This is a genomic window from SAR86 cluster bacterium, assembly GCA_029268615.1.
Classification (GTDB): domain Bacteria; phylum Pseudomonadota; class Gammaproteobacteria; order Magnimaribacterales; family Magnimaribacteraceae; genus JAQWNM01.
The window spans coordinates 52,064-69,880 of sequence record JAQWNM010000013.1 but is presented as its reverse complement, the minus strand read 5'-3'; the positions used below and the strand labels follow the sequence as shown (position 1 = coordinate 69,880).

Here is a 17,817-nt window from a genome sequence, read left to right as displayed (position 1 = left end):
TTCTTACTTTCTTGATGACATCAAGTTATTTTATTCCTATGAAATCTTTAAGTAGCCTTCTTCAATTGAAGTATGAAGATATACATATAGAAAATGAAAATGGAAAGTGGTGGAGTGGATCGTTACAAGGAGTTCAATATTTAGATACCGATCTAGGAAATATTATGCTTATCTATGATCCTAAACTTCTTTTTGAAGGTAAGTTAGGCTTTAGTGTTATAGCTAAAAACAAGAACTATGATTTTAAAGGTATATTTGCTTATAACCATTCTCAAAATTATCTTCTAGAAAAAGCATTTTTAAGAATTAAAATAAATAAAGCATTTATAAATAATACAAAATACCCTTTAACTTTATCTAATATATCCATCGACCTTCCTATTTTAAATTTCAATAAGTTAGGCTGCAATCATGCCAATGGAAAGATGACAGGCAACTTGTTAGATGTATATGGTTTTTTTAATCAAGAAATAGGTCTTAAAGCCTCAATCGAATGCAAGAATAAAGAGTTAACTTCTACTTTTAGATCTACACCAAAAGAAAACCTATTGTTTGGAAAATTTACCTTAAATACTCATCTGGATTATTACGTTGAAGTCTCTTCAGGTAAAGTAGTATCTAAATTACAAAGATTTGCTAAATTTAATTTTTCTTCTGAGCCGTCTATTAAATTTTCAGGAAGTTTAAAAGATCTTTTAAATTGAAATAACGGCTAATGCAGATCTTTTAGCATCATTTATCGTTCTTGAGTCAATCAAACCTTTAGACCTTAAACCATGACCTAGAACAGCAAAAATTATTTGCACAGCAATCATTATTTTTTCCCCATCAAATTTAATATTTTGTTCGTTTAATAATGTGGAAAAGGAAATTGCTAAATGTTCTTGATGATTTAATGACCGCTCAATTGAATGGAAATTCATATTTAGATTAATAAATAGAAAAGATAGGTAGCGTTGTTTATTGAGAAAGATAGATGATACATCTATGAAAATTTTAAGATAGTATTCTAGTTCTTGGGATTTAACTTGGTTAAAGTTACTTTTAATTAAATTAAGAAGTTCTTTAATGTAGAGTTCGCTTAGGGAAAATATTATAGATTCAACACTAGGAAATAGTTTATATAAAGAAGGTCTTTTTAAGTTTGCTCGTTCTGCAACATTTTTTAAAGTTAACGCATCTGGACCAAGATCTTTTATGATTCTTTTAGATGTCTCTAAGATCAAAGCCCGTTTTTTTTTACTTCTCTCTTGTTGGGGTATCTTTGGAAGTTTCTTTAAAAGATTCATTATATTTTATTATAGAATAATTAGTTCTAACTTTTTTATTGTTTTAAACTAGACCTAATAAAATGAAAAATTCTCTTAACCTAGATAATTACTGGATGCCTTTTACCGCCAACCAGTTATTTAAGGAAAATCCTAGATTACTTGTCGAGTCATCTGGTATGTATTATACCTCTCATGATGACAGAAATATTTTAGATGGTGTAGCTGGGCTTTGGTGTTGCAATGTAGGTCATTGCCATCCTACGGTTGTTTCAGCTATTCGAGAACAAGTTGGAAAGTTAGATTATTCCACTATCTTTAATATGGCTCATCCAAAGATTTTTGAACTTGCAGAAAAGGTTTCGTCTTTAACACCAGAAGGCTTAGATAGAATTTTTTTTGGAAATTCAGGATCGGAAGCTGTTGAGACTGCAATGAAGGTTGTGCTCGGCTATCATGCTCTTAGAGGTGAACCTAATAGGACTAAATTCATAGGTAGAGAAAAGGGTTATCATGGAGTAAATTTTGGAGGAACTTCAGTTGGAGGCATTCCTTTGAACAAGGATATTTTTGGCTCTCTTTTCTCAGATGTAGATCTTATTCCCCATACTTGGAATCCAGCCTATATGGCATTTTCTAAAGGAGTGCCTTCATGGGGAGGGCATTTAGCTGATATTCTAGAAGAAAAATTACTAGTTCATGATCCGTCTACAGTAGCAGCGGTTATTATTGAGCCAGTTACTGGTTCAGGTGGGGTAATTGTTCCGCCGGAAGGTTATTTAAAAAAAATAAGAGATATTTGTGACAAATACAATATCTTGCTGATATTTGATGAAGTAATAACTGGCTTTGGTAGACTTGGCCACTCCTTTGCTGCTGAACGATTTCAAGTTAGACCAGATATAATAACAATGGCCAAAGGACTTACCAGTGGAGTAATACCCATGAGTGCTGTAGCTTTCAGGAATGATATTCATCAAGAATTTATGAGTGCCTCTCCCGATTCAATAGAATTATTCCACGGTTATACCTATTCTGGGCATCCTGTTGCTTCTGCAGCGGCTCTAGCTGTATTAGAGGTATATGAGGAAGAAGATTTATTCAATAGAGCATTATCGTTAGAGACTCTTTTTGAAGATACTCTTCATTCTCTAAAAGGTATTAATGATTCTGTTTTAGACATAAGGAACATTGGCCTGATGGGAGCAATTCATTTTAATGATAACAAAGGACCTGCTAATGCAACTTCGATGAAAGTATTTCAAGAATGTTATGATCAGGGACTTCTTCTTAGATCTTCTGCAGACTATTTAGTTATTTCTCCTGCTCTGATAGTCCAAGAGGAGCAAATATTAAAAATAGGTGAAACTTTAAAATCTGTAATTAATAAATTATAAAATGGATATTCCTAGTTGGTTCAATGATTTAGTTGCTATTAAGTCTTCACGCCATAGCGTGAGAGTAGATAGTGCAAATATATCTTATCAAAAATGGGGAAATCCAAACAAGCCTGGCCTTTTATTTATACATGGATATGCTGCTAATTCGCACTGGTGGGACTTTATAGCTCCTTGTTTTTTAGATGATTATTCTGTTGTTGCTATGGATTTATCAGGTATGGGAGATAGTGACCATAGAAGTAATTACTCTCAAGATATATATGCATTAGAAATTAAGAGCGTTATTGAAGACATGGGCTGGAAAGAGGCAAAAATAGTTGCGCATAGCATGAGTGGACCAATATCAGTTAAAGCTGCAAGTCTTTATCCGGAGTTGATTAGTTCTCTTTATATAATAGACTCAATGGTTGTCTTACCTCCTGATAAATTAGATGCTTTTAAAAATAGTGGACGAAGCATGATAAGAGCAGATTTTATCTATAAAGATTATGATTCAGCTATAAAAGCATTTCGGCTATTGCCCCCTCAGCCTGTTCGTCATAATTTTATTCTTAATTACATTGCTGAACATTCTTATAAAGAAGAGCATGGAGGTTGGGTTTTAAAATCTGATGGCAAGATTATGAGTACTTATGAGGCAGAAGATTTAACTGATATTTTTATGAACCTAAAATGCCCAATTTACATAGTTTATGGTTTAATGAGCCAAATTTTAAGTGCTGGGATATTAGAATATATGACTTATGTTGGTCAAATACCTAAGTCTAGGCAAGTTGGTATACCTGGTGCTATGCATCATCTTTTCCTGGATGAGCCTACTATTTTTGCAAAAGAACTAAGAAAATTACTTGGAGATAAATAATGATAAAGGGACCTTCTGAAGAAATTTCAGAGATTAAAAAAGGCTTTCAAAAACTTAAATATATTTGTAACGACCAAATAGCAACAGCAGTTTATCTAGCAAAAGCTTTAGATAAACCTATTTTAATAGAAGGCCCTCCTGGAGTTGGAAAGACGGAATTAGCTAATACAGCGTCTCTTTTTTTTAATAAAGAATTATATAGACTTCAATGTTATGAAGGGCTTGATGAATCTAAAGCGCTGTATGAGTGGCGATACGGAAAACAACTTCTTTATACTCAGATTTTAAAAGAACAATTGGGTGATGTATTAAAAGGAGCTAAAGGTTTAAAAGAATCATTAAGTAAACTTATGGATTTTGAAGATATTTTCTTTTCAGAAGATTTTCTTGAATCAAGACCTTTATTACAATCCCTATCAAATAGAGATGGTTCAGTTCTATTGATAGATGAGATAGATAAATCAGACGAAGAATTTGAAGCATTACTTCTAGAAATATTATCTGAATTTCAAGTTTCTATTCCAGAGTTGGGAACTATTAAAGCAGAGCAGCGACCTTTAGTTTTCTTAACAAGTAATAATAGTCGAGAAATTGGTGATGCTTTAAAAAGAAGATGTTTGCATTTATATATTCCATTTCCTGATGCAAAGTTAGAAAGAAAAATTGTAAAGTCTCGAGTTCCAGATTTAAATCAAAATATACAAAAACAATTAGTTAGTTTTGTGCAAGGTTTGAGAGATCTAGATTTAAAAAAAGTTCCTGCTATTAGTGAGACAATAGATTGGGCAAGAACTCTTATTTTATTAAGTGCTGAAGAGTTAAATGAAGATTTAGCTCGAGAGACATTAAATGTTCTGCTGAAATATCAGCAAGATATAGAGGTTTCCCAGAAAGAAATACCAAGACTTATTAAAGAGTCTACCGCTCGATAATTTTATGGATAGAGTTTTAACAGACTTTATTAAGGTTTTAAGAAATTCTAACATACAGGCATCTCCAGCTGAGACAATAGATGCTATTGAAGTTATAAATAATATTGGTCTAGAGGATAAAGAGCTTTTAAAAAGGTCTTTATCTCTAACTCTTTCAAAAACTCCTCAAGAAAAAGATGATTTCTATAAATGTTTTGAAGATTTTTTTAATTCAGAAATGATTCTTGATAATTCTAAATCAGAATTACCAGAAATAAAAAATAATCAATCAATAGAAGTTAATTCAGATTTAGGCAATCTCTTATTAAAATCTGATCAGGCTGAAACAATGTTAGCTATAGCAGAAGCAGCTGAAGATGCTAATATTTCAGAAATTAAATATTTTACTCAAAGAGCTGTTTTTACTAGAAGAATACTTGAAAATATGGGTGTTTCTGTTTTAGAAGATGAAGTCAGGTTAATGTCGGGTGTAGGGCAAGATGGACAGCCTTCAGCTTTAGAAAAAGAACTTCGTTTAAATCTTTCTAACTTGAGAGAAAAAGTTTCAGATTATGTAGAAAAACAATTTTTATTACATGGCGATGTTTCTGGAGAGCATTTAAGAGAAAAGATATTTAAATCTCTCAATATGGGTCAAATAGATAAATCTTACATGCATGAAGTTCACTCATTAGTTAGAAAGATGGCAAAAAAGTTAGCAAATCTTCATTCTAGGCGAAAGAAGAATCATAGAAAGGGTAAGCTAGATATCAGGAAAACATTGAGAGAGAATTGGTCAAATCAAGGAATTTTATTTGGACTTAATTGGAAATATAAAAAAGTAGACCGTCCAAAAATCTATGTCATTTGTGATGTCAGTGGTTCTGTAGGGGCATATGCAAGGTTTATGCTTATGTTCCTTTTTAGTCTTACGGAGGTTGTATCTAAGATACGAGCTTTTGTTTTTTCATCTGAACTCGGTGAAGTAACTGAAGACTTTAAAAAACAGCAGTTAGAGCCAGCAATAGAGCATGCTTTATCTAGACATGGGGGTGGTTCTACAGATTATGGTCAAGCTTTATCTGATTTTGTAAGTTTATGTTTAGAGGATATTGATAGAAAAACTACTATTGTTATTTTAGGAGATGCTCGAAATAATTTTGGACCTGATAAATCAAATTTACTAAAATTAATATATGAAAGATCTAAGCAAGTTTATTGGCTTAATCCAGAAGGAGAATATAGGTGGGATACGGGCGATTCAGTAATGACTTCTTATTCTGCTCATTGCACTAAGGTTATGCAATGCGGAACTTTAGATCAATTAGAAAGAGTTATATCGACATTGTTGAGGACCGCAATTTAAGCAGTTGTGTAACCCCCATCTATTGGAAAAAAACTACCTGTGATGAATTCAGCATCTTCAGAGCTAAGATAATAAATAAGATTAGCTACTTCGCGAGGTTTTGCTACCCTACCAATGGGAGTTTGTGAAGACAGCATTTCCTTAGTCTTAGGATCTGCCAATATTTCTTTAGTCATATTAGTCTCAATAACACCTGGACCTACGCAATTAACTCTTAAACCCTGTTGGGCATAATCTAATGCTGTCGCTTTAGTAAGACCAACTATCGCATGTTTACTTGCTGCATAACCAGAGGTTGTAGCATTTGCAACGACTCCTAAGACTGAAGAAATATTGACAATAGAACTATTGCTATTTTCAAGAAGAGCAGGTATCAGATATTTCATCATATAGAAAGATCCATTTAAATTTATATCAATTACTCTTTTCCATTCTTCGATGTCATATAAATGAGTTGGCATAGGGTTAGGGCTAATTCCTGCGCAGTTTATTAGTGCGCAGGGAGAGCAGAGATTAGAAATTAAATTCTGGGATATTTTCTCTACTATCTTATAATCACTTACGTCAACTTGGTATGCTCTGCCATCACTATTAATTAATTTAAGGGTATTTTTAGCTTCCTGAAGGTCAATATCTAGGCAGGCAACTTGGTATCCATTTTCTTGGAATTTGATTGCACAAGCTCTTCCAATGCCTGATCCTGCTCCAGTAATAACAACGAGTGGTTTATTCATTTTATTTTCCTTACAATATATTTTTTAGAATGATAACTTGATTCTTAATTTTACCTAAATTCTATGAATGAAAAAAATATTTTAAGAGCTAATTTTGACTTAGGATTTACTTATACTAGGTCTACAGGCCCAATAGTTGGGCATTTCCTTACATGTCTTCAATCTTGCCAGATTATGGGCATCAAAAATAGCAAGGGTAAAGTGCTAATGCCTCCAGTAGAATTTGATCCTGATACAGGAGAAGAACTATCTGAATTCGTTGAGTTAGGTAACATAGGAACAGTAAAATCTTGGTCTTGGGTTCATTCCCCTCTAGATAAGCACCCAATACAGGAATCGTTTGCCTGGGCATTAATCTTATTAGACGGCGCTGACACTAATTTTTTACATGCTATTAAAATCTCTTCAGAAGATGAGATGAAAATAGGAATGAGAGTTAAGGCTTGCTGGGCACTTCCTCCAAAGGGATCTATCAAGGATATTTGTTATTTTGAAAAAATATAATTAGATGAGTGAAGACAATAAAATAATTGGATTTGAAGCACCTATTCATTTTAATTATAGCTATACAGCTGGAGCTGCTACGACATTATTCTTACAAAAAATGTTAGAAGGTAAAATAGTTGGACAACGTTGCCCCATATGTAAAGGGGTTTATGTTCCGCCAAGAGGCTCTTGTCCTAGAGACGGAGTGGCTACAGAAGAAGAGGTTGAAGTAGCTCATACAGGTACGGTGGAATCTTTTACAATTAATTATATTCCGATTCCAGGTGGTGCTGTAGATCCTCCATTTGTTTCCGCTAATATTGTCTTGGATGGAGCAGACTTGTCTTTTATGCATCTTATAAGCGGAATCCCTCATGATCAAGTAACGATAGGTATGAGAGTAAAAGCTTTATGGAGACCTAAAAATGAGTGGAAACCTAGCCTGGAAAATATAATTTATTTTGAACCAACAGGAGAACCAGATCGAGATATAGATAATCTTTGGGATAAATTTAAAAATGCATAAAGTTGGAATTATAGGTTACGAACAGACTCCTATGATGAGAGATACAGGAGCCCAGAATGAAGTTGAACTCATTATGTCCGTTATTCATAAGGCTTTTGCTGAATTAAATATTACTCAATCTGATATTGATTTTACTTGTTCTGGAAGTTGTGACTATTTACAAGGAGTGTCGTTTGCATTTGTGGATGGCTTAAATGCAGTAAGTGCAGTTCCTCCTATTAAAGAATCTCATGTTGAAATGGATGCAGCTTGGGCTCTTTATGAATCCTGGTTAAAAATACAATCAGGTCAGGCTGAAGTAGCTTTAATTTATGGTTTTGGTAAATCCTCACCAGGGCAAGTTAGGGAGATATTAAGTTTACAGTTAGATCCCTATTACATGGCTCCTTTATGGCCTGACAGTGTAAGTCTTGCTGCTTTACAAGCTAGATTACTCCTAGAAGAAGATATTATTTCAGAAACAGAGATGGCTCATGTAGTAAAAGAAAGTAGAAGTTATGCTTTAAATAATCCCAATGCACAGTTATCTGGTAATATTTCAATTAAGGATCTACTTAATGAACCATATTTTGTATCACCACTCAGAAAACATGACTGCCCACCTATCACTGACGGAGCTTCGGTTATGGTTATTGCTTCAGAAAAGAAAGCAAAGGAGCTTCATAAAAGACCAGTTTTTATAACTGGTTTTGATCACAGAATAGAAACGGGACAAATTGGAATGAGAGATCTTACAAAATCTCCTTCTATCCAAATATCTGCAAAAGCATTAAATCTTGATAAAAAACTCATACAGGTAGCTGAATTACATGCACCTTTTTCACATCAACATTTATTATTAAAAAAAGAATTAAATTTATCTGATGATGTTTTAATAAATCAGTCAGGTGGACCATTAGCAGGTAATATAATTATGACAGCAGGACTCGATAGGGTAGGGTCTATTTTTCAACAACTTCAGTCGTCCTCACTAAATTGTGGTCTTGCACATGCAACTTCAGGGCCTTGTTTGCAGCAGAATATGTTGGTTCTTTTAGAGGCTACTTCATGACTGCTTTAGCAGCTGTAGTGGGAGTTGGTCAGACTCACCATAAATCAAAAAGAGATGACGTATCTATGGCCGGATTAGTAAGGGAGTCAGCTGATAAGGCTTTAAAAGATGCTAATTTAGATTGGAAGGATATAGATGCTGTCATACTTGGAAAGGCGCCAGATATGTTTGAAGGAGTAATGATGCCAGAATTATATTTATCTGATGCTTTGGTTGCTAACGGCAAACCTATTATTAGAGTCCATACAGCAGGTAGTGTAGGAGGTGCTACAGGTATAGTTGCAGCATCGTATATACAAAGTGGTCTTTTTAAAAGAGTTTTAGTTTCTACATACGAAAAGCAATCAGAATCTAATGCCATGTGGGCATTATCTACTACTGTGCCTTATGCTCCTTTGATTAATGCAGGTGCGGGTGGCTACTTTACTCCCTATATGAGGGAATATAAACGAAGACATAATGTTCCAGATAATATCGGTAGACTTGTTGCTGTTAAAGATAGATTAAATGCATTAAAAAACCCAAATGCACATTTAAAAATAGAAGGCATAAATGAAGAAATGGTAGAAAAATCACCTATTTTATGGGATCCACTAACTTTCTTAGAAAGCTGCCCATCATCAGACGGTTCCTGTTCTTTAGTCATCTCATCTGAAGATTGCGTAGATTCTAATCAAACTCCTGCCTGGATCTTAGGTACGTCAGCAAGATCAGAGCCTACTATGTATGCAGGTAGAGATGTTGTGAATCCTGTAGCTGGCAAAATGTGTGCTCAAGATGTTTATAAGCAGGCTGGAATCTTAGATCCAAGGAAAGAAATTGATTGTGCTGAAATTTATGTTCCTTTTAGTTGGTATGAACCAATGTGGCTAGAAAACTTATTACTTGCTGACGAAGGAGAAGGTTGGAAGATGACTGAGAATGGAGATACTGCTTTGGAAGGAAGATTTCCAGTAAATATGTCAGGAGGTGTGCTTTCTTCTAATCCTATAGGTGCTTCTGGGCTTATTCGTTTTGGTGAAGCTGCACAACAAGTTAGACAAAAGGCTGGAGAGTATCAGGTTTCAAATGCTAAGATTGCAATGGGACATGCTTTTGGAGGAGGAGCACAATTCTTTGCGATGTGGATAGTGTCATCAAAAAAACCTTAATTTGCAGAAGTATACCTATAAAAATTATATAAAATAAATAATAACGAGACGATAATATGAAATATATAAACGTAAAAAGACTTTCAATCTTTCTCTGTTTTTTTTGCTTAAACCTTTACTCGTATTCTTTGCAAGATGCTATTGAGAGTGATTTGAGATCTAGCGTTAATCAAGAAAGAGATATCTTCAGACATCCATATGAGACTCTTTCTTTTTTTGGAATTTCTTCTGATATGACTCTTGTAGAACTATCTCCAGGGTCGGGTTGGTATACAGAGATATTAGCTCCTTATATAGGAGCTGGCTCAGGAAAGTTCATAGCAGCTGCACATGATGCAAGCAAGGGTTCTTATCAAAAAAGATCTAGAGAAAGATATGAGACTAAATTATCTACCAATGGGGCATTTGATAAAGTTAGTATTGTGAATTTAGGAGAAGTTTTGGCTGAAAAAGGCTCAGTTGATGCTGTTTTGACATTTAGAAACCTGCATAGCTGGTTAGGTCCAAATATGGGTTCTATATTTAGTCAATCTTTTGACGCTCTAAAGTCGGGCGGTATTTTTGGTATAGTTACACATAGAGCTAATCCTGGGACTTCTGTTGATGAGATGAAAAAAAGCGGTTATGTGACACAAGAACTTGCTATAGAAGAAGCTAAAAAAGTAGGTTTCATTTTAGTTAAAACTAGTGAAATTAATGCTAACTCTAAAGATACTAAAAATTATGAGAAAGGGGTCTGGACTTTACCTCCAGTCTTAAGGTTAAAGGAAGAAGGTAGGGCTAAATATATAGAAATAGGTGAAAGCGATAGAATGACTTTATTGTTTAAGAAACCTTAATAAATACTTGTAATTAATATAATATTTTATGGAATTATCTGATCAACATGCAATTATAGAAAAAAAAGATCATATTCTCTTAGTCCAATTAAATAGGCCTGAAAAGAAAAATGCACTCAGTCCTGACATGTTAATAAATGTATATGATGCTTGGCGAGAACTTGATGAAGATGATAATTTAAGATGTGCAATTATTACTGGAACAAAAGATGTATTCTGTGCAGGAGCTGACTTAACTGCAATGTATAGCGGTGATCAAGGCAGTAAGGAAATTATTAAAAGAATGGAAACTGTTCCAGATCTTCATTGGCAAGCTCTACTAAGACACAATAGACCATATAAACCTATCATAGCTGCTGTAGAAGGATTTGCTCTAGCTGGAGGCACTGAATTCTTGCATGGAACAGATATAAGAGTAGCAGCTGAAACAGCTACTTTTGGTTTAACAGAAGCTAAAAGAGGTTTATTTCCGTTAGGTGGAGCAACTGTTAGAATTAGGAGGCAAATTCCATATACTCTGGCTGCAGAAATGTTATTGACAGGAAGACGAATAACCGCAGATGAGGCTAAGGAGTATGGTTTAATTGGTCACGTTGTCCCTGAAGGAAAATCATTAGATAAAGCCTTTGAATTGGCTAGACAAATAGTAGAAAACTCTCCAGTGGCAATTAAAGCAATTATGAAAAGCCTAAGGGATCTAGGCGAGGGAATACCAGAGGAAGAGGCTTTAAAAAAAGAGCTAGAATTAGGTTGGCCAGTATTTGAATCTGATGACTCTAAAGAAGGCTTAGCTGCTTTTGCAGAAAAACGAACACCAAAATTTACTGGCAAATAAATGGCCTCTTCAAGATGGGAATGTGTCATTTGCGGGTATATATATGATGTAGAAAAGGGCATACCTGAAGATGGTATTCCTCCAGGTACATTATTCGAAGATATTCCTGATGATTGGTGTTGCCCAGATTGTGGTGTTAGTAAATTTGATTTTGAACTTATTGTTTCTTAACTTAAGTTAAATACTTTGGTAGCATTTTCTGATAAAAATTTAGGCCATACCTCTTCTTTGAAAGGAACCTGAGGCATTTCTAAAAAAATCCTCTCCAAGGTCAATCCCATAGGAAAATATCCTGCATACATTATTTTTTCAGACCCTCTGCTGTTAGCATAATCTATTATATCTTTTGGGTAATATTTTGGCGTAAATGCACTTGTCATATAGTAAAGATTAGGATATTTAATCATTAATTTTACTGCAAGGGCGGTCCATGGCTCTCCACCATGCTTGATTACAAATTTTAGTTCCGGAAAGAACCAGCAAACTTCGTCTATTAATTCTATTTTTTGAGGCTCCATTGGTAGTCTTGGTCCTGGTACTCCTGCGCAACACGAAAAAGGAATGTCTAGTTCTACACACGTTGCATATATTGGATACCATTTTTTATCATTAATGGGAACTTGAGGACAAAGGCCTGATGGGAAAGCATCAACTCCTTTAATTCCATATTTCTTATGAAGCCTTCTTATATTCCTAACTTCTTCCATTCCTCTGTTAGGATTGGCTGGATAATTAAAGAAGAATCTATCTGAGTGGTCCTTAAAAGCTCTTTGAAACTCCTCTTGATCTTCGTTAAGTCCAATAAAAGATTTATCTATTCCATATTTATCCATCTCATCTATGATAAATTTTACAAAATCTTTTTGATCTCCAGTAACTGGAACATCTTTAAACATATATTCAGCGGGAAAAGAAAACAACTCCTTACTTTCCTTATCTAACAAAAGTGGTTTCATAAATTCATACCAGTCATTTCTATCTGAATTACTTGGTATTCCCATCATTAGATCTATTATTTTTATATTCTTCGAAAACTTCATAAAATTTACCTCTTTAGTAATTTAAGACCTGAAGTAACTGTCCTTGAAAATTTATTGATATGGCAATATCTAATTCAGATTCTTTCAGAGAGTTAACTTTAACCCAGTTAAAAGATTTTTTATTATTATCTGATAAAAAAGGGAGTGTTATAAGAAATAATCTCCGCAGCTGATTAGCTTCATAAGCTACTGAAATTTCTTTCTCATCATTGATGATTAGATTCTTTTTATTCTTTTTAAAATATTTTAATAAGTAATCTATATTCAATATCATCTCATCATTAAATTCCACTTCTTTGAAATGAAAGTTGCAACCATTTATAGATTGAATATAAATAGCCGAAGTTTGCAATAGATTTTGATTTAATTCCGAAATATATCCTATTAAATGTTTATTGGCTTTCATTGTCTAATTTATTTAGTTTAATTTCTGATTAACAGACTACCTTATCAAAGGTTATACTTCTAAAAAAATCATTTAATTAAATTAATGCCCGAGTCTACAACTGCTAATGTAAAAGAAGTCCTCAATAAATTGACGCCTTGGTTTGAGGATCGCTTAGATAGCCCTAAAGTTCTTGAGTTAACTTCATCTGGAGGACCTGAGGACACTGGTTTTTCTAATGAAACTTTAATAATAAAAGCTAGTTATATAAAAAAAGATATTCCTCATGAAGATTCTTATGTTTTAAGAGTTAAGCCGACAGGTTTTCAGGTTTTTCCAGAATATGACCTAGATAAGCAGGTTCTAATAATGAATGAATTATATAAGTTAGGTTTGCCAACCCCGGAAGTCGTGTGGAATGAATCTTCTTCTACAATAATTGGCTCACCCTTTTATTTAATGAGATATGTAGAGGGTACAGCTCCCCCAGATAGCCCCCCATTTCATATGGACCCAAACTGTTGGGTTGCAAGGGCTTCTATAGAGCAAAAGAAGAGAATATGGTGGGAATGGGTTCACTACATGTCAGAGGTTCATCTAATTGATTTAGAAGATCTACAACTCAGCTCTTTAGATAGGCCTGAATTAGGTGAAAGACCCCTAGATCAAGAGATCCAATATTATCGGAACTTTATGTCATCGGCTCTTCCAGAAGAGGAGCATAAAGTATGTGAAGATGCATTTGCTTGGCTAGAAGATAATAAACCAACTTTGGATATCAATCCTATAAGCTTAGTATGGGGTGACTGTCGTTGTGGAAATATTTTATATAAAGATTTTAAAGCTTCAGCCTTACTAGATTGGGAAATGGCTATTTTAGGAGATCCAGTTATGGACTTATCTTGGGGAATTGCTGTTGATGATGCAAATAGCTTAGGCTTGTCGGTGCCGAGATTAGAAGGTTTTCCAGAAGCAGAAGAGACTATCGAGGTGTGGGTAAAAAAAACAGGTTATGATCCAACTAACTATTTTTATTATAGAATTCTTGCCCTCCAAAAATTTTCAATTGTTATGATAATGACAAGTAAAAAAATGATAATTAATGGAGTGATGCCTGAAGATAGTGATTATTATATAAACAATCATGTCACTCAGTACATGACTCAAGAATTAGAGAAACATGGTTAGAGTTTAGATGTCCATTTTAACAAGACATATTTTAGAAGACGGCAGACGAGAATATATTCTTAAGAGTCCAGTAGACCTTAGTTCAGCTGGGTCCTTTATAGCGACAACTAAAAAAGAGATTGTTGAGGCTGTAGACAAGGGAAGGTTAGCTCAAAAGAAATGGTCTATTTTGTCTTATAAAGAAAGAGCCGCATACATGCATTCCATGATTGATGAGATTATTAAGAATCAAGATGAAATTATGGAAGTTGTAATGAAAGAGACAGGAAAACCGAAAACTGAAGCATTATCAATGGAAGTTTATGCTGCAGTGGATTCTTTATCATTTTATGCTAAAAGAGCAGAGAAACTTTTAAAACCTAAAAGGATAAAACTTCATGGCGTTATGAATCTTTTAAAAAAAGCCATGGTCCTTCATAAACCTCTTGGAGTAATAGGTATTATTACTCCTTGGAATGGCCCTTTTATTCTTGCTCTAAATCCAGCTGTCCAAGCATTGTTAGCAGGCAATGCTGTTATTATAAAACCTTCGGAGGTAACACCTTTTTCATCTAAATTAGTTGAGAAATTATTTTTACAATCAGGCTTACCAGATAATTTAGTTCAAGTTCTAGTTGGAGATGGTCAAACAGGAGAGGATCTAGTGGAAAGTTCTGTAGATAAAATTTCTTTTACTGGAAGTGTTGCTACAGGAAAAAAAGTAGCAATGAGTTGTAGTGAAAAATTAGTTCCTTTTACACTTGAATTAGGTGGGAATGACGCAATGATTGTTTGCGATGATGCCGATATAGACAAGGCAGCTTCAGGCGCCTTAATTGGTTCATGTATGAATGCGGGGCAGTATTGTTGTGGTACAGAAAGAATATATGTGACAGAAGGGAACTATGATGAATTTATTAAAAAACTTTCTCATAAAGCTTCTCTTCTCATTCAAAATGGAAAAGAAAATGCTGATGTAGGCTCGATAGTATGGGACAAGCAGCTAATGATTATTGAAGAGCATGTCCAACTTGCTATAGATGACGGAGCTATTCTTCACACGGGAGGAAAAAGAAATACTTCTCTTCCAGGTCTTTATTTTGAACCCACCGTTCTTTCTAATGTAGATCATTCAATGAAGATTATGAATGAGGAGACCTTTGGACCTATTGCTTGCGTTCAAAAGGTAGTAGATGAAGAAGAAGCTTTAATGCTTGCTAATGATTCCAGTTATGGACTTAATGGAAATATTTGGACCGAAAGTAGGGAAAAGGGAATAAGGCTTGCTAACAAGTTAAATACTGGAGCAGTTAGTATAAATGATATGGCTATGAGCTATGGAGTTAATGAAGTTCCTTTTGGAGGAATAAAGAATAGTGGTTTTGGTTTAGTTAATGGAGTTGAAGGTTTGAAAGGGTACTGTCATCCTATGCCGATTATTACTGAACGTTTTTCTAAGGGTCCTGTTTCTGAATATCCTTATTCAGAAAAAACAGTCAAGGATATGCAAGGAGCAATAAAATTATTTTGGGGCAGTAAACTTGTTAGGAAAATGTTTGGTTAAAATTATGCAGGAAAGTTTAGAACCAAGTAAATTTGAAAAACAAAACCTTCCATTTAAGGTAAAAAGGTTAAGTCCTTCAATAGGAGCGGAACTCTTAAATATAGATTTAACTAAAAATCTTAGCAAAGAAATAATACAATTAATCTATGAGGCCCTCCTGATATATAAAGTAATTTTCTTTAGGAAACAGGTAATAAATACAAAAGATCATATAAGATTTGCTAACTACTTTGGGGATCTAGAAGTCCATCCTTTTGGAGCTAATAATCCTGATTACCCAGAAGTTTTAAGTATAGTTCGAGATAAAAGAAATAAAGGAAAAGAGAATGTTTGGCATTCTGATGTAACCTGGAGAAAGGAACCTTCTTTAGGTTCTATACTTAGAATGTTGAAATGTCCAAAAAATGGTGGAGACACTTTATTTGCAGATATGGGTGCAGCATATAATGATCTTCCTGATCAGGTTAAAGAAAAGTTAGTTGGAGCAGTTGCCATACATGACTTTACAACTTTCCGATACAGGATGATAAAAGAAGGGAAGACTAAAGATGAAATAGAATCTTTTAATATGATGTATCCTAAACCTGAACATCCGGTAATAAGAACACATCCGGGTACAGGTCAAAAAACTATTTATGTGAATGTAGCCTTTACGCAAGAAATAAAAGGTTGGAATAAACAGGAATCAGAAGAGATGTTAAAATATCTTTACTCTAGGTCTTCTATTCCGGAGTACCAGTGCAGGTTTAAATGGAAAAAAAATTCTATTGCCTTTTGGGATAATAGAGCTTGCCAACATTATGCAGTTCAGGATTATTTTCCTCAAAACAGAGCTGTAGAAAGAGTTACTATAAAAGGTAATAAACCATATTAATTTTAAGATGACTAACGAAAAAGATAAGTATTCTAAAAAAGCAAAAAAGATCGCTGATAATGTCATGAAGAAATCATTACTTGCAGAAAATTTTATAAATAACTCTCTACTCAAAATAGAAAAGATGATTTCTAAACCATATAATTTAGATAAAGAAAATTCTAAAAAGAAACAGGAAAGAAAATCCTAGTCCTAATACTTTAGGAGATAAATTACATAGTAATTTCGTTATTAAGTTATGCGGGCATGCAACATAAATCAGTATAACCTTAGATTTGCTATGTTATATTTAGGTTTTTGTATCTTACTTTCTTGGAGGAAATATGAAAGCTGCAGTTTTTAAGGAGGCAGGAAAACCTTTAAGCATAGAAAATGTAGATGATCCCACGCCTGGAGATAAACAGGTGGTTATTGCGGTAAAGAGATGTGGAATTTGTGGAACAGATCTTCACGGGACTGAATCACATGCAACAGCTCTTCCATCTGGAACAATACCTGGCCATGAATATGTAGGAGAAATTATAGCTACAGGTAAGTCTGTAGATAAAGATTGGAAAACAGGTAAGAAAGTAACAGGACTTCCTTTCTATAGTTGTGGAAATTGTGCTTCATGCCAGTTAGGTAGGCCTTGGCAATGTAAAAAAAATGAAGTTATAGGCATGATGCATCCAGGAGGTTTTGCAGACTATGTTTGCTTGGATACCCATAATTCTATTATTCTTCCAGATAGTGTTGATTGGATTGAAGGAGCTCTTATAGAGCCTATGGCTGTAGGTCTTCATGCTGTTAAGATGGCTTCTTCGTTACAAGGTAAAAATATATTAATAATCGGAGCAGGTCCTGTTGGACTGTCTGTAACTTACTGGGCACGTTTTATGGGCGCTTTTAATATTATTGTTAGTGAGCCTGAAGATATTCGCAATAAGGCTTCATATGATTATGGTGCAACTGCAACTATTAATCCAACTCTAACACCAGATGTAGGAGAAGAGTTTTCTAAAATCTGCGATGGCTCCTTCCCCGATATTATATTTGAATGTGTTGGTATACCTGGCATGATCTCTGAAGCAACAAATATTGCTATTTACGGAACTGAACTAATAGTAGTTGGGTTTTGTACTCGTGAGGATCACTTTATACCTGCTACGGCTATGGCAAAAGAAATGACAGTTAAGTTTGTCTTATCCTATCATAAAGAAGATTTTGAATTTATCTCTGGTCTAATTGCTTCTGATAGGCTCGATGTTTCTAATATGTGTACCGGAACAGTAGGTTATTCTGACTTTCCTGATGCTTTCGAAGATTTGAGAAAACCTAATAATCATTGCAAAGTTATGTTGGCTCCTGATGAAGAGTAA

At 34.2% G+C, this 17,817-nt stretch carries 21 protein-coding genes; 17 read left to right on the top strand and 4 right to left on the bottom strand.

The window, feature by feature from the left end:
- Positions 1-38 precede the first annotated feature (38 nt).
- Positions 39-704, top strand: a complete 666-nt coding sequence (locus P8J93_06980; GenBank protein ID MDG2061540.1) for a hypothetical protein — start codon at positions 39-41, stop codon at positions 702-704.
- On the opposite strand, the gene P8J93_06975 is transcribed toward P8J93_06980, so the two are convergent.
- On the bottom strand, positions 696-1,289 hold the full coding sequence (locus P8J93_06975) for a TetR/AcrR family transcriptional regulator (protein ID MDG2061539.1): 594 nt from the start codon (positions 1,287-1,289) through the stop codon (positions 696-698). The genes P8J93_06980 and P8J93_06975 overlap by 9 nt on opposite strands.
- Before the next feature lie 62 nt (positions 1,290-1,351).
- Here P8J93_06975 and P8J93_06970 point away from each other — a divergent pair, with 62 nt between their 5' ends.
- The 4 genes from P8J93_06970 to P8J93_06955 are packed head-to-tail and all read left to right on the top strand — an operon-like array spanning position 1,352 to position 5,807.
- A complete protein-coding gene (locus tag P8J93_06970) occupies positions 1,352-2,665 on the top strand; it encodes an aminotransferase class III-fold pyridoxal phosphate-dependent enzyme (protein MDG2061538.1) in 1,314 nt (437 codons plus the stop codon).
- Between the two features lies 1 nt (position 2,666).
- The gene (locus P8J93_06965) at positions 2,667-3,530 is read left to right on the top strand and encodes an alpha/beta hydrolase (protein MDG2061537.1); all 864 of its coding nucleotides are present in this window, start codon (positions 2,667-2,669) and stop codon (positions 3,528-3,530) included.
- Positions 3,530-4,462 carry a MoxR family ATPase gene (locus P8J93_06960; protein MDG2061536.1) on the top strand — a complete coding sequence of 311 codons (933 nt, stop codon included), beginning with the start codon at positions 3,530-3,532 and terminating at the stop codon, positions 4,460-4,462. The genes P8J93_06965 and P8J93_06960 overlap by 1 nt, the downstream gene beginning before the upstream one ends.
- A gap of 4 nt (positions 4,463-4,466) precedes the next feature.
- Positions 4,467-5,807, top strand: coding sequence for a VWA domain-containing protein (locus tag P8J93_06955; protein ID MDG2061535.1), 1,341 nt, complete (start codon positions 4,467-4,469; stop codon positions 5,805-5,807).
- Here P8J93_06955 and P8J93_06950 read toward each other — a convergent pair.
- On the bottom strand, positions 5,804-6,541 hold the full coding sequence (locus tag P8J93_06950) for an SDR family NAD(P)-dependent oxidoreductase (GenBank protein MDG2061534.1): 738 nt from the start codon (positions 6,539-6,541) through the stop codon (positions 5,804-5,806). The two genes, P8J93_06955 and P8J93_06950, sit on opposite strands and share 4 nt — an antisense overlap.
- A gap of 63 nt (positions 6,542-6,604) precedes the next feature.
- On the opposite strand from P8J93_06950, the gene P8J93_06945 reads away from it, so the two are divergent.
- The 7 genes from P8J93_06945 to P8J93_06915 all read left to right on the top strand — a co-directional run bounded on the left by P8J93_06945 (position 6,605) and on the right by P8J93_06915 (position 11,600).
- Positions 6,605-7,045 (top strand): OB-fold domain-containing protein, encoded by a 441-nt coding sequence (locus P8J93_06945; protein ID MDG2061533.1) that lies wholly within the window; start codon positions 6,605-6,607, stop codon positions 7,043-7,045.
- 4 nt (positions 7,046-7,049) lie between these two features.
- Entirely contained in the window at positions 7,050-7,553 is a 504-nt protein-coding gene (locus tag P8J93_06940; GenBank protein MDG2061532.1) for a Zn-ribbon domain-containing OB-fold protein, read from the top strand.
- Entirely contained in the window at positions 7,546-8,604 is a 1,059-nt protein-coding gene (locus P8J93_06935) for a lipid-transfer protein (protein MDG2061531.1), read from the top strand. Before P8J93_06940 ends, P8J93_06935 begins: the two co-directional genes overlap by 8 nt.
- A complete protein-coding gene (locus P8J93_06930) occupies positions 8,601-9,755 on the top strand; it encodes a thiolase domain-containing protein (GenBank protein ID MDG2061530.1) in 1,155 nt (384 codons plus the stop codon). Before P8J93_06935 ends, P8J93_06930 begins: the two co-directional genes overlap by 4 nt.
- Positions 9,756-9,907: 152 nt before the next feature.
- Positions 9,908-10,594 (top strand): methyltransferase, encoded by a 687-nt coding sequence (locus P8J93_06925; GenBank protein MDG2061529.1) that lies wholly within the window; start codon positions 9,908-9,910, stop codon positions 10,592-10,594.
- 28 nt (positions 10,595-10,622) lie between these two features.
- On the top strand, positions 10,623-11,429 hold the full coding sequence (locus tag P8J93_06920; protein ID MDG2061528.1) for a crotonase/enoyl-CoA hydratase family protein: 807 nt from the start codon (positions 10,623-10,625) through the stop codon (positions 11,427-11,429).
- The gene (locus tag P8J93_06915) at positions 11,430-11,600 is read left to right on the top strand and encodes a rubredoxin (GenBank protein ID MDG2061527.1); all 171 of its coding nucleotides are present in this window, start codon (positions 11,430-11,432) and stop codon (positions 11,598-11,600) included.
- On the opposite strand, the gene P8J93_06910 is transcribed toward P8J93_06915, so the two are convergent.
- Both P8J93_06910 and P8J93_06905 read right to left on the bottom strand, forming a co-directional pair.
- Positions 11,597-12,469, bottom strand: a complete 873-nt coding sequence (locus tag P8J93_06910) for an amidohydrolase family protein (GenBank protein MDG2061526.1) — start codon at positions 12,467-12,469, stop codon at positions 11,597-11,599. The genes P8J93_06915 and P8J93_06910 overlap by 4 nt on opposite strands.
- A 13-nt stretch (positions 12,470-12,482) precedes the next feature.
- Positions 12,483-12,875, bottom strand: a complete 393-nt coding sequence (locus P8J93_06905) for a hypothetical protein (protein ID MDG2061525.1) — start codon at positions 12,873-12,875, stop codon at positions 12,483-12,485.
- Positions 12,876-12,959: 84 nt separating this feature from the next.
- Between P8J93_06905 and P8J93_06900 the strand changes: the two genes are divergently transcribed.
- The 5 genes from P8J93_06900 to P8J93_06880 all read left to right on the top strand — a co-directional run bounded on the left by P8J93_06900 (position 12,960) and on the right by P8J93_06880 (position 17,817).
- Complete coding sequence (locus tag P8J93_06900; GenBank protein MDG2061524.1) at positions 12,960-14,042, top strand: phosphotransferase family protein; 1,083 nt, start codon at positions 12,960-12,962, stop codon at positions 14,040-14,042.
- A gap of 7 nt (positions 14,043-14,049) precedes the next feature.
- Positions 14,050-15,585, top strand: coding sequence for an aldehyde dehydrogenase family protein (locus P8J93_06895; GenBank protein MDG2061523.1), 1,536 nt, complete (start codon positions 14,050-14,052; stop codon positions 15,583-15,585).
- A 4-nt stretch (positions 15,586-15,589) separates the two neighbouring features.
- Complete coding sequence (locus P8J93_06890) at positions 15,590-16,459, top strand: TauD/TfdA family dioxygenase (GenBank protein MDG2061522.1); 870 nt, start codon at positions 15,590-15,592, stop codon at positions 16,457-16,459.
- A gap of 7 nt (positions 16,460-16,466) precedes the next feature.
- Positions 16,467-16,649 (top strand): hypothetical protein, encoded by a 183-nt coding sequence (locus P8J93_06885; protein MDG2061521.1) that lies wholly within the window; start codon positions 16,467-16,469, stop codon positions 16,647-16,649.
- Positions 16,650-16,782: 133 nt separating this feature from the next.
- Positions 16,783-17,817, top strand: coding sequence for an alcohol dehydrogenase catalytic domain-containing protein (locus tag P8J93_06880; protein ID MDG2061520.1), 1,035 nt, complete (start codon positions 16,783-16,785; stop codon positions 17,815-17,817).

Coding starts and splice junctions, on each gene's coding strand:
- P8J93_06980 (MDG2061540.1), top strand. CDS start 39: ATGAAATCTTTAAGTAGCCTTCTTCAATTGAAGTATGAAGATATACAT.
- P8J93_06975 (MDG2061539.1), bottom strand. CDS start 1,289: ATGAATCTTTTAAAGAAACTTCCAAAGATACCCCAACAAGAGAGAAGT.
- P8J93_06970 (MDG2061538.1), top strand. CDS start 1,352: ATGAAAAATTCTCTTAACCTAGATAATTACTGGATGCCTTTTACCGCC.
- P8J93_06965 (MDG2061537.1), top strand. CDS start 2,667: ATGGATATTCCTAGTTGGTTCAATGATTTAGTTGCTATTAAGTCTTCA.
- P8J93_06960 (MDG2061536.1), top strand. CDS start 3,530: ATGATAAAGGGACCTTCTGAAGAAATTTCAGAGATTAAAAAAGGCTTT.
- P8J93_06955 (MDG2061535.1), top strand. CDS start 4,467: ATGGATAGAGTTTTAACAGACTTTATTAAGGTTTTAAGAAATTCTAAC.
- P8J93_06950 (MDG2061534.1), bottom strand. CDS start 6,541: ATGAATAAACCACTCGTTGTTATTACTGGAGCAGGATCAGGCATTGGA.
- P8J93_06945 (MDG2061533.1), top strand. CDS start 6,605: ATGAATGAAAAAAATATTTTAAGAGCTAATTTTGACTTAGGATTTACT.
- P8J93_06940 (MDG2061532.1), top strand. CDS start 7,050: ATGAGTGAAGACAATAAAATAATTGGATTTGAAGCACCTATTCATTTT.
- P8J93_06935 (MDG2061531.1), top strand. CDS start 7,546: ATGCATAAAGTTGGAATTATAGGTTACGAACAGACTCCTATGATGAGA.
- P8J93_06930 (MDG2061530.1), top strand. CDS start 8,601: ATGACTGCTTTAGCAGCTGTAGTGGGAGTTGGTCAGACTCACCATAAA.
- P8J93_06920 (MDG2061528.1), top strand. CDS start 10,623: ATGGAATTATCTGATCAACATGCAATTATAGAAAAAAAAGATCATATT.
- P8J93_06915 (MDG2061527.1), top strand. CDS start 11,430: ATGGCCTCTTCAAGATGGGAATGTGTCATTTGCGGGTATATATATGAT.
- P8J93_06910 (MDG2061526.1), bottom strand. CDS start 12,469: ATGAAGTTTTCGAAGAATATAAAAATAATAGATCTAATGATGGGAATA.
- P8J93_06905 (MDG2061525.1), bottom strand. CDS start 12,875: ATGAAAGCCAATAAACATTTAATAGGATATATTTCGGAATTAAATCAA.
- P8J93_06900 (MDG2061524.1), top strand. CDS start 12,960: ATGCCCGAGTCTACAACTGCTAATGTAAAAGAAGTCCTCAATAAATTG.
- P8J93_06895 (MDG2061523.1), top strand. CDS start 14,050: ATGTCCATTTTAACAAGACATATTTTAGAAGACGGCAGACGAGAATAT.
- P8J93_06890 (MDG2061522.1), top strand. CDS start 15,590: ATGCAGGAAAGTTTAGAACCAAGTAAATTTGAAAAACAAAACCTTCCA.
- P8J93_06885 (MDG2061521.1), top strand. CDS start 16,467: ATGACTAACGAAAAAGATAAGTATTCTAAAAAAGCAAAAAAGATCGCT.
- P8J93_06880 (MDG2061520.1), top strand. CDS start 16,783: ATGAAAGCTGCAGTTTTTAAGGAGGCAGGAAAACCTTTAAGCATAGAA.